Source organism: Chitinivorax sp. PXF-14 (assembly GCF_040812015.1).
In the GTDB taxonomy this organism is placed as follows: domain Bacteria; phylum Pseudomonadota; class Gammaproteobacteria; order Burkholderiales; family SCOH01; genus JBFNXJ01.
Window position 1 is genome coordinate 67,061 of record NZ_JBFNXJ010000008.1, and the last position, 13,938, is coordinate 80,998.

Annotated in this window: 12 protein-coding genes; 10 read left to right on the top strand and 2 right to left on the bottom strand. The window is 66.0% G+C overall.

The window, feature by feature from the left end; all coding sequences use genetic code 11:
• Positions 1–54: 54 nt before the first annotated feature.
• Positions 55–1,491 carry a DHA2 family efflux MFS transporter permease subunit gene (locus ABWL39_RS11390; RefSeq protein ID WP_367790715.1) on the bottom strand — a complete coding sequence of 479 codons (1,437 nt, stop codon included), beginning with the start codon at positions 1,489–1,491 and terminating at the stop codon, positions 55–57.
• Between the two features lie 536 nt (positions 1,492–2,027).
• Here ABWL39_RS11390 and ABWL39_RS11395 point away from each other — a divergent pair.
• From ABWL39_RS11395 to ABWL39_RS11410, 4 genes are all read left to right on the top strand, one after another.
• On the top strand, positions 2,028–2,681 hold the full coding sequence (locus ABWL39_RS11395; RefSeq protein ID WP_367790718.1) for a peroxiredoxin: 654 nt from the start codon (positions 2,028–2,030) through the stop codon (positions 2,679–2,681).
• 278 nt (positions 2,682–2,959) lie between these two features.
• Complete coding sequence (locus tag ABWL39_RS11400) at positions 2,960–3,424, top strand: DUF4231 domain-containing protein (RefSeq protein ID WP_367790721.1); 465 nt, start codon at positions 2,960–2,962, stop codon at positions 3,422–3,424.
• A gap of 52 nt (positions 3,425–3,476) precedes the next feature.
• Complete coding sequence (locus ABWL39_RS11405; RefSeq protein ID WP_367790724.1) at positions 3,477–4,001, top strand: hypothetical protein; 525 nt, start codon at positions 3,477–3,479, stop codon at positions 3,999–4,001.
• Between the two features lie 69 nt (positions 4,002–4,070).
• Complete coding sequence (locus tag ABWL39_RS11410; RefSeq protein ID WP_367790727.1) at positions 4,071–4,733, top strand: dihydrofolate reductase family protein; 663 nt, start codon at positions 4,071–4,073, stop codon at positions 4,731–4,733.
• A gap of 193 nt (positions 4,734–4,926) precedes the next feature.
• Here ABWL39_RS11410 and ABWL39_RS11415 read toward each other — a convergent pair whose 3' ends face one another.
• Positions 4,927–5,952, bottom strand: coding sequence for an AraC family transcriptional regulator (locus tag ABWL39_RS11415; protein WP_367790729.1), 1,026 nt, complete (start codon positions 5,950–5,952; stop codon positions 4,927–4,929).
• A gap of 142 nt (positions 5,953–6,094) precedes the next feature.
• Here ABWL39_RS11415 and ABWL39_RS11420 point away from each other — a divergent pair, with 142 nt between their 5' ends.
• The 6 genes from ABWL39_RS11420 (at position 6,095) to ABWL39_RS11445 (ending at position 13,889) form a co-directional block, all read left to right on the top strand.
• Positions 6,095–8,341, top strand: a complete 2,247-nt coding sequence (locus ABWL39_RS11420) for a fatty acid desaturase (protein WP_367790732.1) — start codon at positions 6,095–6,097, stop codon at positions 8,339–8,341.
• 246 nt (positions 8,342–8,587) lie between these two features.
• Complete coding sequence (gene phnF, locus ABWL39_RS11425) at positions 8,588–9,313, top strand: phosphonate metabolism transcriptional regulator PhnF (RefSeq protein WP_367790735.1); 726 nt, start codon at positions 8,588–8,590, stop codon at positions 9,311–9,313.
• A gap of 93 nt (positions 9,314–9,406) precedes the next feature.
• Entirely contained in the window at positions 9,407–10,423 is a 1,017-nt protein-coding gene (locus ABWL39_RS11430; protein ID WP_367790738.1) for a putative 2-aminoethylphosphonate ABC transporter substrate-binding protein, read from the top strand.
• A gap of 72 nt (positions 10,424–10,495) precedes the next feature.
• A complete protein-coding gene (locus tag ABWL39_RS11435) occupies positions 10,496–11,062 on the top strand; it encodes a phosphonate degradation HD-domain oxygenase (RefSeq protein WP_367790742.1) in 567 nt (188 codons plus the stop codon).
• Entirely contained in the window at positions 11,059–12,195 is a 1,137-nt protein-coding gene (locus ABWL39_RS11440) for a putative 2-aminoethylphosphonate ABC transporter ATP-binding protein (protein ID WP_367790745.1), read from the top strand. Before ABWL39_RS11435 ends, ABWL39_RS11440 begins: the two co-directional genes overlap by 4 nt.
• Positions 12,189–13,889 (top strand): putative 2-aminoethylphosphonate ABC transporter permease subunit, encoded by a 1,701-nt coding sequence (locus ABWL39_RS11445; protein ID WP_367790748.1) that lies wholly within the window; start codon positions 12,189–12,191, stop codon positions 13,887–13,889. The genes ABWL39_RS11440 and ABWL39_RS11445 overlap by 7 nt, the downstream gene beginning before the upstream one ends.
• Positions 13,890–13,938 lie beyond the last annotated feature (49 nt).

Here is a 13,938-nt window from a genome sequence, read left to right on the forward strand (position 1 = left end):
AGGCTTCGCGCCAGGCAGCCCCCTGGCCGATCCGGTCCACGGGGGTGACGGCCCCTAGCTGACGGTCGAAACCGCCGGTGTTTCCGTCTTCATGAAACAGGCTGCGATCACCGCCACCGCAAACACCGCCGCCAGCAGCAGGAAGCCCTGCGCATAAGCGGTATGGATGCCGGGCGGCGTCGTGCCGTACAGCGTTTCGCGCCACTGGACGAAAACCGCGACGATCGCCACGCCCATGACACCGCCGAGCTGCCGCGCATAGCTCGTCACGACGGCGGCCTGCCCGAGCTGATGCGGCGCGAGGTGGCGCAGTGTCGCCAGGTTCAGCGCCGGCAGGATCAGCCCGAGCCCGATGCGGCCCAGCACGGTGGCCATGATGATCTCGCGATACGGAATGTTGCCGCCTCGCGCCGCGAACACCAGAAACGACACGCCGAAGGCGACCAGCCCGATCACGGTGATCCATTTCGGCGAGTAATCGTCCGCCATTCGGCCCGCCAGCGGCAGCATGACGACCAGCGCGATGCCCGACGGCACGAGCGCGATGCCCGCGGCGGCAGCCTTGAACGCCAGCGCGTTCTGCAGGAAGACCGGGATCAGGTAGGTCGAGCCAAACAGGCCGAAGCCGTAGGCGAACGCGACGAGCGCGCCCATCGCGAAGGTGCGCTGCGCAAACAGCGTCAGATTGATGATTGGCGCCGGGTGGCGCCTGGCGTGCCGATGGTAGAGCAGCACGGCAGCCAGCGCCGTCGCCCCCTGTGCGATGGTCCACGGCGACGACAGGCCGCTGTGCTGCAGGCTCGATACCCCCTCGATCAACGCGATCGCGCCGAGCGTGAGCCAGCCCAGGCCAAACCAGTCGAAGGGGCTGGGCTTGGCCGCTCTCGGCGCCGGCAACAGGTAGAGCGCGGCCAGCGCGGCGATCACGCCAAACGGCGTGCCCAGCAGGAAGATCGATTCCCAGCCGTAGCGGTCCAGCATGATGCCTGCCAGCGACGGCGCCACGGCGGGTGTCAGCGCGATGCTGAAGATCAGTATCCCCGACGCCCTGCCCTGGATTTCCGGCGGGAACAGCCGCATCAGCGCCAGCGCGCCCATCGGCTGCAGCACACCGGTAGCCGCGCCCTGCACGATGCGAGCCGCGACGACGAGCGCGAAGGTCGGCGCGAAAAAGCCGGCGACGCTCGCGGCCGTCAGCGTGGCCAGCGCCAGCAGGAAGACGACGCGGAAGCCCAAGCGGTCGAGCAGCCACGACGTCGGCAGCATCGCCACCGTCATCGCGGCCAGAAAACCGGTCATCGCCCATTGCACCTGGTCCTGGCCCAGCCCGAAATGCCGCGTCAGCGCCGGGACAGCGACATTGAAGCTGGACGTGCAGAGCACGCCGGCGACTGTGCCGATGCCGAGGATGAACAACACCATCCACTTGTAGCGCGGCCCGTAGCGCTCGGTGAGCGCATCGAAGCTGGCGGGTTGAGGGAGCAAACGCATGGGGCGGATACCGCACTTTCTGAATTGACGGGGCTGGCACGGTACGGCTGCGATCACCCGCCATTGCCACCATCCGGCCATTATCGCAAAAACGCCGGCGGCACGCCCATGGCGCGCGCCGCGGCTTGCCTGACGCGATGGGCGGCATCATCCATCTTTTGTGGCGTGCTGGACGTGAAGGTTCAATCGTCTGCCATTTCGCACGGAACTCGACTCGCCACCGGCAGGCAACACGCTTGCCAAACGGCACCTGAGCGTCTGGCAGGTACCGTTTGGCCCGCTGGAAACGCCGCAAACCATCGCCCGGTTAGCGCCTATACTGGCTGAGCAGGCCGGCCTGCTTTCGTGGACGGCGGCCGCCCCGCCGCCAATAGGGATCGAATGGCGGGCGGTGCGATCGGCAGGCCCCGTTTCCACCGATATGCCTGCCACGCCGCAGCCAGGTGCCCCGGCCACACACGGCACCGCAGGCCGGCAGCGCGCCAATGCCCCACCCCAGCAACCATAACCGTGCATTAACCCTCTGGAGAATCACCATGGCACTGCGCATCAACGATCTCGTTCCCAACTTCAGCGCTGACACCGATCAGGGCGCCATCACCTTCCATGACTGGATAGGCAACGGCTGGGCCATCCTGTTTTCCCACCCCAAGGACTTCACCCCGGTCTGCACCACCGAATTCGGTGCCGTCGCCCACCTGGCGGACGAATGGGCCAAACGCCGCACCAAGGTGATCGGCGTGTCGGTGGACGGCGTGGATGCCCACAAGAGATGGAAAGGCGACATCGAAGGCTACGCCGGCACCAAGGCTGGCTTCCCGATCATCGCCGACGAAGGCCTGGCGGTGTCGAAGGCATTTGACATGCTGCCGGCCGAGGCCTACCTGCCCGATGGCCGCACCGCCGCCGATACTGCCACCGTGCGCTCGGTATTCATCATTGGGCCGGACAAGAAACTCAAGCTGTCGATGACCTACCCGATGTCGGTCGGCCGCAACTTCGCCGAAGTCCTGCGCGCCCTCGATGCCCTGCAGCTGACCTACAACGCACCGCTCGCCACACCTGCCAACTGGATGGTAGGCGAAGACGTCATCGTCGCCCTCGCGCTCAACGACGATCAGGCCCGCGAGAAATACGGCAAGATCGACATCAAGCTACCTTACCTGCGCACGACGGCGATGCCGAAATAAGTCATCGTTGGGAGCGGGCCGGGTTTGCCAGTCAGCGCCGGCGCGTTCTTGGCTTGGTTTGGCGTCAGCTGCGGCGATGACGATGGGGAGTCCGCGACATGCCCGAGCCCGTACGCGCATTCAAGCTCGATGACCAGGCCATAAGCGCTTTCACGATTGGCGCGAAGCCTTATCCGGCATTGTCTGGCATGGGGCAAGGACGCCAGTCAACACCGCGTTCGTCGATCATGGTGTTGACTCGTTAGGCCCCCGCCACACATTACCCTTGGAGCTCGCTGATGAAGCCCACCGAACCCACGTCTGCCGCCGAGCGCGCGCTTCGTCGCTGCGATGAGCTGATTGCCTGGTACGAAAGGCAAAAACGTACACAACGCCTACTCGACAATACGCTCCAGACCTTGGTTGTTCTGGCTGCCGGCACAACGGCCTTTGCCGCTGCGATCGACGGCCTGGAGAAGTGGGCCGTGGTGCTGCCGGCGGTGGTGACAACCGTTGCAACGGGGTTGAGCACGACGTTTCGCTTTAGAAACAAGTACGTCAACTTTGCCTCTGCCGCAGAGCGGCTGAAGTGGGTGAAGTTGCGCTACGCTGTCCGCACCGAACGTGACCCCAAGGATGCGAAGTCACTCGAAGACCTGGTAAACAATATGGAAGCCATCGTCTCCGCCGAGCTGTCCGAGTGGCGGGAGGGGCTTCTCACTGGCAACATCGCGGGGAAGCAGATCGAGCAAGCAGCCAAATAGTGCCGTGCTCCGCAGCCCCTTACCGTCTCTGCCCCGCTCATGGAGCCCTTTTATGAAATGGTGTTTGGTTTTTCTCGTTGCGCTCCTTTCGCTTGCTGCGCATGGCGCATGGATTGACCCGACAGGCAAAGCGATTCCAGACACGGAAAGCATGCGCAGCGCCGGTGACTTCGGCGTGCAAATCGTGCTGACGGCGGATGAAGACCGGTTTCGCCAGGCATGGAACACCTCAAAGACGCCACCGCGTCTGAGTACGACCAACACCGTACGTCTTGGCGCCGCTGTCTCGGCGCTCCTCATCTTTCATGGCTGCGCCCCGGACGCCGAGGGTGTTTGCGACGTGGTAGTCGAATTCGTTCTCGAAGACGCGGATGGCAAGAAAACACCTGCTGGTGGCGGCCCCGTCTGGATCGGAAAGCCGATGCAGCAACGATTCTTGCAGCTCGGCCAGGCGAGCATGAGCGTGGGTTTTGACAAGACCGACCCTGTCGGCGACTACAAGATTACGGCGAACGTCAAAGATCGCGTGTCTGGCCGATCACTTTCCGTCGTGTCCCGTTTGAAAGTGACTAAGTGAGCCATTAGGCCGTGCGGGCCCCGGCATTCCATCGCATCTTGCACATAGGCATATCAACGGAGGCAAACAATGGCACGTGTCCGCGTTGAAGGTTTCACCATTTCGCTCGACGGGTACGGCGCCGGCCCGGATCAAGACCTCGACAACCCGCTCGGCGTGGGCGGGACGGAGCTGCACCAGTGGCTCATCCCGACCCGCACCTTCCTGCGGGCCCTGTTCGGCAAGGACGGCGGCACGACCGGCGTCGACGATGATTTCGCCGCCCGTGGCTTTGACCGTGTCGGGGCCTGGATACTCGGTAGGAACATGTTCGGCCCGATTCGTGGCGACTGGGCGGACAGCAACTGGAAAGGCTGGTGGGGCGACAATCCGCCGTATCACGTGCCCGTCTTCGTCCTGACCCATCATGCGCGTGCCCCCATCGAGATGGAAGGCGGCACGACCTTCCACTTCATCACGGGCGGCATGCACGAGGCGCTCGACCGTGCACGCGAGGCCGCGGCCGGGCTGGACGTGCGGATAGGCGGCGGGCCGGCCACCATCCGGCAATATCTGCGCGAGGGCCTGATCGATGAGCTGCACATCGCGATCTCGCCGGTGCTGCTCGGCCGAGGGGAGCCGCTGTTCGAAGGGTTGGACTTGCGGACGCTGGGCTACGAGTGCGTTGAATCCGTCGCATCGGAGAAGGCTACGCATGTCGTGCTGCGGCGCACAGCGCGCACAGGCGCTTGAGCACACGTTGAAGGCCGATGCACCTGTCCGGGCGCAGCCTTGGCTCGAACGACAAGGGCTTTCCCATCAATCGTTAGTCGATTGCCTTCCCTCTTCCACTGACGGTCGTGCATCGCTGGCGATGCGCGGCCGCAGTTGGGGACGATCCCCTCCTCACCTTCATGCGATGCCTGCGAGAACTGGCCGCATCCCGTCAACCCGCCTTGCGCGCCTGCTGCGCCTTGCCATATTCGGACGGCGGCACGCCTTCCCAGCGCTTGAAGGCGCGGCGGAAATTCGCCAGATCGGTGTAGCCGAGCGTGTAGGCGATCTCCTGGATGCTGATATTGCCGGCCTTCAGGTGCTCTATCGCGCGTGTCCGCCGGACATCCTCCAGGATGGCCTTGAACGATGTCCCTTCCTGCAGCAGGTGGCGGTGCAGTGTGCGCTGCGTCATGTAGAGCAGGCGCGCGGCGACGGCAAGTGACGGGAAATTGCCGTTTGCCTCCAGCAGCAGCCGGCGCACGCGGGTGCTTAGCGAGGCCGAGCGCGTGAGCTTTTCGAGCTCGCGCTGGCAGATCGCCACGGCTTCGGCAAAGGCGTTCGGGTCGGCCATCTTGAGCGGCTGGTCGACCTCGGCCAGCGGGAAGGCGTAGCCAGCCCAATCCTGGCCGTAGCGCACCGGGCAGGCGAACATCTCATCCGCCAGCGCCGCGTAGTCCGGCGCGGCAAACGGGAAGGCGACGACGCGGACCCGGCAGGCGCCGGCACTGACGGCTTCGAGCAGCCGCGCAAAGGTCAGTACGACGGCTTCGAGCACCGGCCGGGCGATATCGTCGAGCGGCAGTTTCTCTTCGAAGACGAGCCGCATCTCGTCGCCATGGGCCATATGGCGGACGTTGACGAGCGTGGTGCGCACCGGCAGGTAGCGCTCGATCAGCTCGAATGCCTCGCGCAGCGTGCCGCTGTTCATTGCCGCATAGCCGAGAATCCCGTGGGCGTTGGGCGGCAGCCTGGCGCCAACCAGCAGGCCCAGCGCGGGCTCGCCGGTGATCGCGAGCGCGTCGCGTACCAGTTGCTGCACCTGCGGGAACGCGGGCTGCAGCGATGGATCAATCAGCTGCGCCAGCGTCATGCCGTTTTGGGCGAGCCATTGCCCGACATCGCCTCCACTCGCCTGGATCTGTTCGGCGATCTGGCGGATGTAGAAACCAGGCAAGGGATAGTCGGATCCAGACATGGGGGGCGAAAGATGGTGGGATGACAAATTGTCAATAAATGACCCGTCAATGTCAATCCGCCCTCTCTCGGTGGGCTGTGTGGGCACCATAACATCGGGTCACCACAAACCACAAACCACATACCACAAAGAAGGAGATCCCATGCTGACAACAAGATCCCGCCAGGGGCCCAATACCGCCCACATCAATGGCCGGCCGATCACGGTGGCGCCGGACGAAACGCTGCTGCAGGCCGCGCTGCGCGAAGGCATTGCCTTTCCGCACAGCTGCCGCGTCGGCGGCTGCGCCAACTGCAAGTGCAAGCTGGCCGAGGGCAAGGTCAAAGAGTTGACCGAGACCACCTATATCCTCAGCGACGAGGAGCTCGACCAGGGTTTCATCCTGGCTTGCCAGAGCGTGCCGCGCAGCGATGTGCGCATCGAAGTCGACCTGGCGGGCGCAGTGCCGCGCCAGCAGGTGAGCGGCAAGGTGGTGGGCCAGAGCAAGCTGACCCACGATATCACCCGCCTGCAGGTGCAGCTCGACACGCCGCTGGACTACCAGGCCGGCCAGTTCGCCGATATCAGCATCGGCTCGCTGCCGAGCATCAGCCGTAGCTACTCGTTCGCCACCCCGCCGCAGGCCGATGGCCGCGTGGAATTCTTCGTGCGCAAGGTGCCGGGCGGCGTGTTCTCGACGGCCATCAATGAGCGCGAGCTGATTGGCGAAACCGTCCGTGTGGATGGCCCCGCAGGCGACTTCTGGCTGCGCGAAGGGCGTACCCCGCTGCTGCTGGTGGCGGGAGGCAGCGGCCTCGCACCGATCCTGGCGCTGTTGCAGCAGGCCGCGCAGGACGGCTGCTCGCGGCCGGTGGCGCTGCTGTTCGGCGCCCGCACCGAGCGCGACCTGTATGCGCTCGACGAGATCGAGGCCATCCGCCGCAGCTGGCGCGGTGATTTCCGTTTTGTGCCGGTGCTCTCCGAAGCTGGCCCCAATGACGGCTGGGCCGGCGAACGCGGGCTGGTCACCGATCACCTGCAACGGCATCTCGCCGACGGCGCGGACGTCTATCTGTGCGGCCCGCCGGTGATGATCGATACGGCGGAGAAGCGGCTGCAGAGAGGTGGTGTCGGGCCAAAGCGCATCCATGCCGACCGTTTCCTGACACGGCAGGACACACCAGCCAAGAGCCAGCCGGCACGCCAGGCAGCGCCTGTCTTGCCCAAGACTTCGGCGGCGAACGACGCGGGGCTGTTCGATTACCTCAAGTACTTCCTGTTCCATGGCATCGCCATGCTGGCCGTGCTGTGCATCCTGGCCGGCGGCCAGTACACCACTTATGGCCTGCTGACGGTGCTCGGCTTCTACTTCATCGGCGACGCGATCGCCGGCGACGATCTGTCCACGCCAAACTACCGCCACCCCGGCATATTGACGGTGCAGCTGTGGCTCGCGCTGCCGCTGTTGTCGCTGATCGTGTTCTCCGCAGTCTGGAGCGTGAGCCCGGGCGATCCGCTAGGCTTTGGCGCCATGATCAGCGGGCTCAGCGGCATCGATGTGCTGGCGCTGCGCAACGCGACCGGCATCGGCCACCATGTGTCGGCCATCCTGCTGACCGGCCTGATGATCGGCATGATCGGCACCATCACCGCCCACGAGCTGACGCACCGCACTTGGGACCCGATCTCGATGCTGGTCGGCCGCTGGCTGCTGGCATTCAGCTTCGACACGGTCTTCGCGATCGAGCACGTGTACGGTCATCACCGTTATGTCTCCACCGAGCATGACCCGGCCACCGCGCCGCGCGGCCGCAATGTCTACTACCACGTGCTGGCCTCGACCATCATGAGCAACGTCAGCGCCTGGAAGATCGAAAAGCGCCGCCTGCAGCGCCGTGGCTATGGCCTGTTCTCGTACCACAACGCCTTCCTGCGCGGCCACCTGATGAGCGTGCTGCTGTTGCTGGGCGCCTGGTACATCGGCGGGCCGGTGGCTGCGGGCTTCTTCACCCTGTGCGCATTGTGGGGCAAGGCATTGCTCGAAATCGTCAACTACATGGAGCACTACGGCATGGTGCGCAATCCGGAGACACCGGTGCAGCCGCGCCACTCGTGGAACACCACCCGCCGCATCAGCTCCTGGTCGATGTTCAACCTGACGCGCCACTCGCACCACCACGCCCAGGGCGAGGTGCCCTACCAGGACCTGAAGCCGTTCCCCGATGCACCGACCATGGTCGGCGGCTACCTGACCACCATCCTGGTGGCGATGATCCCGCCGCTGTGGCATGCGCTGATGACGCCGAAGGTGCTGGCCTGGGACCGCGATTACGCCACCGAGGAAGAGCGCCAGCTGGCGAAGCGCGCCAACCAGCGCAGCGGCATCAGCAGATTGCGGGCGGCAGCCTGACAAGGTTGGCCAGCCCCCGGCAAACCGCAGTCCAAGCTTGACCCGACCCGCCCGGTCATACAGCCGGGCGGTTTTTTTCATGATGGCGGCGCCGTGCTTATCCATCGTGGCCGCCAGCCCCGCGCACGGCTGCGCTGCAATGCCCCCATCGGCCACGGGCGGCACCTGCGGCGGCAGGTGCACTCGTCCGGCACGGCGAGCTGTGCTATGTTGGCGGCGCCCGTCATCCACCCCGCCCTATTCCTCATGAGCAGCCGTGCCACGCGCCCAAGCGGAACGCCGTTGTGGGTTCAGATCGAAACCACACTCCGCGACGACATCCTCAAGCGCCGGCTGCATGGCCGGCTGCCCAACGAGCAGGCGCTGGCCGAGCGTTTCGAGGTCAATCGCCACACGGTGCGGCAGGCGGTGCAGGCGCTGCAGGCCAAGGGCCTGGTGCGCATCGAGCATGGCCGCGGCACCTTCGTCCAGGAAGAAATGATCGACTACCGGCTCGGCCGGTCGAGCCGCTTCTCGCATAGCCTGGCCAGCCAGCATCTGGTCAGCGACGTGGCGGTGCAGTCCTGGGCCGAGATCGCGGCGGCAGGCGACGTGGCCGCGCTGCTCGGCGTCGAGCCCGGCACGGCGCTGCTGCGCGTCGAATCACACGATCTGGCGGATGGCCGCGTGGTCAGCGTGTGCACGCAGTATTTCCCTCTGCCGCGCTTTGCCGGTTTCATCGAGGTTTACGGCGCTTGCGGCAGCGCAGCCGAGGCCTTTGCCCGCTTCGGCATCGGTGCGTTCTCCCGCACCATGAGCCGCATCAGCGCGCGGCTGCCGCGCCCCGAGGTGGCGCGCGCGCTGCAGCAAGGCAAGACCCAGCCCGTGCTGTATGTCGAGAGCGTCTATGCCGATGCGGCGGGGACGCCGATCGAATACGGCATCACGCGCTTTGGCGGCGACGCGGTGCAAATCGTCGTGGAGCCAGACTGAATGGCTGTTAGCGCCGGACATCTAGATGTCACCGGCTTGTAACATCTGCCCCGTATCCTGCGTGTCATCCACCAACGCAATGGGGCATTCGACATGTTGTCTCTCTCCCGCATCACCGCCGCCGTGCTCGCACTGGCTGCCTCTCACGCCTTCGCCGACGCCACGCTGACCGTCTACACCGCGCTCGAAGCGGACCAGCTCAAGGCATACCAGCAGAAATTCGAAGAAGAAAACCCGAGCATCAAGATCAAGTGGGTGCGCGACTCCACCGGCATCATCACCGCCAAGTTGCTGGCCGAAAAAGCCAACCCGCAGGCCGACGTGGTGATGGGCGTCGCGGCCTCGTCGCTGCTGGTACTCGAAAAGGAAGGCATGCTGCAGGGCTACGCGCCTAAGGATGTCGGCAAGCTCAGCAAGGGCTATGTCGATGACGCCACCCCGCCGGCCTGGGTCGGCATGGACGTGTGGGCTTCGACCATCTGCTTCAACACTGTCGAAGCCGCCAAACAGGGCCTGAAGAAGCCGGAATCGTGGAAGGACCTGCTCAAGCCTGAATACCGCGGCAAGATCGTCATGCCCAACCCGGCCTCCAGCGGCACCGGCTATTTCGACGTGACCGCGTGGCTCAAGCTGTACGGCGACAAGGAAGGCTGGAGCTATATGGACAAGCTGCACGACAACATCGCGCAGTACACCCATTCGGGCTCGAAGCCGTGCAAGCAGGTGGCTGCTGGCGAGTTTCCGGTCGGCATCTCGTTCGAATACCGCGCGGCCAAGCTGAAGGAAGGCGGCGCGCCGATCGATCTGGTGTTCCCGAAGGAAGGCCTGGGCTGGGATGTCGAAGCCACCGGCATCATGAAGGGCACCAGGAATCTCGATGCCGCCCGCCGCCTGGCCGACTGGTCCGCTTCGCGCTCGGCCAACGAGCTGTACGAGAAGAACTTCGCCGTGGTGGCCATGCCTGGCGTCGCCAAGCCGAACGCCTTCATCCCGGCCAATTACGAGCAGATGCTGATCAAGCAGGACCTGCGCTGGTCCGCATCGAACCGCGACACCATCCTGGCCGAATGGACCAAGCGCTACGACGCCAAGTCCGAGCCCAGGAAATAAGCGCCCGCCGGGCCTGGCGCCCGGCCCCTGTTTCAATGGCGGGCGCCTGCGCCCGCCCATCGCGTTTGCACCATGAACCCTAACGTTATCGAATCGCTCGACGCGCTCTCTGCGCTATACCTGGGCCAGGGCCAGTCGCGCTACGGCGGCGAGGCCGTCAGCCAGCTTGCGCATGCGCTGCAGTCGGCCCACGCGGCCGAGGCGAGCGGCGCCGCGCCGTCGCTGATCGTCGCCGCGCTGCTGCACGATGTCGGCCACCTCGTCGCCGGCCAGGGCAATCACGATGTCGCCAACGGCATCGACGATCACCATGAAGCCGTCGGCGTCAACGCCCTGCGCGCGCTGTTCGGCGACGAGGTGCTGCAGCCGATCGCGCTGCACGTGGCGGCCAAGCGCTACCTGTGTGCACTGCACCCTGATTACCTGGCGCTGCTGTCTGACGCCTCGCGCCAGTCGCTCGCCCTGCAGGGTGGGCCGATGACGGCGGACGAGGCTGCTCGCTTCAGTCTGCGGCCATATGCCGCCGAGGCCATCGGCCTGCGCCATTGCGATGACGCGGCCAAGGCGGTCGATGCGATCACGCCCCCCTTCGAACACTACCTGGCCATGGCGGCAACGCTGCTGAAACCTGCCCAATGAAAAACGATCTCGCCTTCCTGCTCTCCAAACCCCAGGCCGCGCCCGGCGCCGGGCACGATGCCGGCTACCTGCGCATCAGCGGCCTGCACAAGCGCTTCGGCCAGCACACGGTGCTGAAGGGACTCGACCTCGGCATCGGCAAGGGCGAATTCGTCTGCCTGCTCGGGCCCTCCGGCTGCGGCAAGACGACGCTGCTGCGGCAGATTGCCGGGCTCGATCAGCCCGATGCCGGCGCCATCGTCATGCAGGGCCGCGACATCACCCGGCTGCCGCCGAGCCAGCGCGACTATGGCATCGTGTTCCAGTCCTACGCGCTGTTTCCCAATCTCACCGCGGCCGAGAACATTGCCTACGGCCTGCGCGGCCGCCGCGAGGACCGTGCCCGGCGGGTGCGCGAGCTGCTCGCGCTGATCGACCTGGAAAGCATCGAACAGCGCTACCCGGCCCAACTGTCGGGCGGGCAGCAACAGCGCGTCGCACTGGCGCGGGCGCTGGCGACCTCGCCCAGCCTGCTGCTGCTCGACGAGCCGCTGTCGGCGCTCGATGCCCGGGTACGCGAGCATCTGCGCGGCGAGATCAAGTCGCTCCAGGAAAAACTCGGCATCACCACGATCATGGTCACGCATGACCAGGAAGAGGCTCTGCTGATGGCCGATCGCGTGGTGGTGATGAATGGCGGCGCGATCGAGCAGGTCGGCAGCCCGCTCGATGTCTATCGCGAGCCTGCCAGCCGCTTCGTGGCCGATTTCGTGGGCCAGGCCAACTGGCTGGCGGCCACAGTGAGCGGGCCGGGCCGCGTCAGCTTCGGCCACGAGGACATCATGGTCGCCACATTGCCGCAGCTAGCCTCGGGTTCAAAGGTCGAGCTGTTCCTGCGCCCCGAGGACGTGACGCTGCACGCCCACTGGCCGGCCACGCCCGACGCGGTGCTGGCCGACATCGTCAAGCTCGAACTGCTTGGGCCGATCTACCGCGTCCACCTCGCGGTGCCGGCCTGGGGCTCGCAGACGGTGCGCGCCGACATCACGCACGCCCAGTTGCACGGCCTCGCGTTGACGACCGAGCGGCGGGTCCCCGTGTCGCTCGATGTCGATCGGCTCAAGGTCTTTCTGCCGCAGGGGGCAGCATGTTGACCGCCCTGCACTGGCCCGCGCGCCCCCTGGCCTCGTCCAGCGAGCGCGCCGCCGGTTGCCTGGCCTGGCTGCTGCTGCTGGCCATGGTGGTGTTCATCGCGCTGCCGCTGGCCGCCATACTCGGCAAGGCGCTGACCGGCGAGCACGGCGAATTCGCGGGCGCAGGCCCGATCCTCGCGACGCTGGCGCAGCCCGGCCTCGAGCGTGTGATCTGGAACAGCCTCAAGGTGGCGCTGACGACGACCGCGCTGGTCGTGCCGCTGGCTTACCTGTTCGCCGCCGCCGTCACCCGCACCACGATGCCGCTCAAGCCGCTGTTCCGCGTCACGGCCCTGCTGCCGCTGCTGGCGCCGTCGCTGCTGCCGGGCATCTCGCTGGTCTACCTGTTCGGCAACCAGGGCATGCTCAAGACGTGGTTCCCCGATGGCGGCATCTACGGCTTCACCGGCATCGTCATGGGCGAGGCGTTCTACACCTTTCCCTACGCGGTGATGATCCTGCTGACCGCGCTGGCGGTCGGCGATGCACGGCTCTACGAAGCGGCCACCACGCTGGGCGCCGGCCGCATCCGCCAGTTCCTCACCGTCACCCTGCCCGCGACCCGCTATGGGCTGGTGTCGGCAGCGCTGGTGGTGTTCACGCTGGTCGTCACCGATTTCGGCGTGCCCAAGGTGATCGGCGGGCAGTACCCGGTGCTGGCGGTCGAGGCCTACAAGCAGGTGATCGGCCAGCAGAATTTCCCGCGGGGCGCGGTGATCGGGCTGATGCTGCTGGTGCCGGCGATCCTGTCCTTCCTGGTCGACCGCCATCTGCACCAGCGGCAGACGGCGCTCGTCACCGCCAAGGCGCAGCCCTTGCGGCCCGCCGGCGGCTGGCTGATCCGCCTGCTGGCGACGGCCTGCTGCAGCGTGCTGGCGCTGTGGCTGGTGGCGATGCTGGGGACCGCCATCGCCGCCGGGTTCATGAAGCTGTGGCCTTACAACCTGGCGCCGACACTGGCCCATTTCGACTTCGACGATGTCGATGGCGGCGGCTGGCTGGCGTTCTACAACAGCCTGAAGATGGCGCTCGGCACCGCCGTGGCGGGCAGCGTGCTGGTCTTCCTCGGCGCCTGGTGCAGCGAGAAGCTGCGCGTGGCCGGCACGGCCCGCCGCACGCTGCACGCGCTGGCGATGCTGCCGATGGCAGTGCCGGGGCTGGTGTTGGGCCTGGGCTACATCTTCTTCTTCAACCCGGCCAACAACCCGCTCCATGGCCTGTACGGCACCATGGCCATCCTGGTGTGCTGCTCGGTTGCGCATTTCTACACGACCGCCCACCTGACCGCCGTGACCGCGCTGAAGCAGCTCGACCCGGAATTCGAATCGGTCGCCGCGTCGCTGAAAGTGCCGGTGTGGCTGACGCTGTGGCGCGTCACGCTCCCGGCCTGCCTGCCGGCCATGCTGGAGATCGCGCGCTTCTTCTTCGTCTCGGCGATGACCACGGTCTCCGCCGTGATCTTTCTGTACACGCCCGACACCGCGCTGGCATCGGTCGCGGTGATGAATATGGACGACGCCGGCGACACCGCCGCGGCGGCTGCGATGGCGACGCTGATCGTTGTCTGTTCCGGCGCCGTCTGCCTGCTGCTGGCACTGGTGTCGCGCGGCATCCTGCCGCGCAGCCAGCGCTGGCGCAGCACCGAACGGCACTGAACGGCAATGGCCGGACAGGCAAACCCAACCGGGCCGCGTGCCCGGTTTT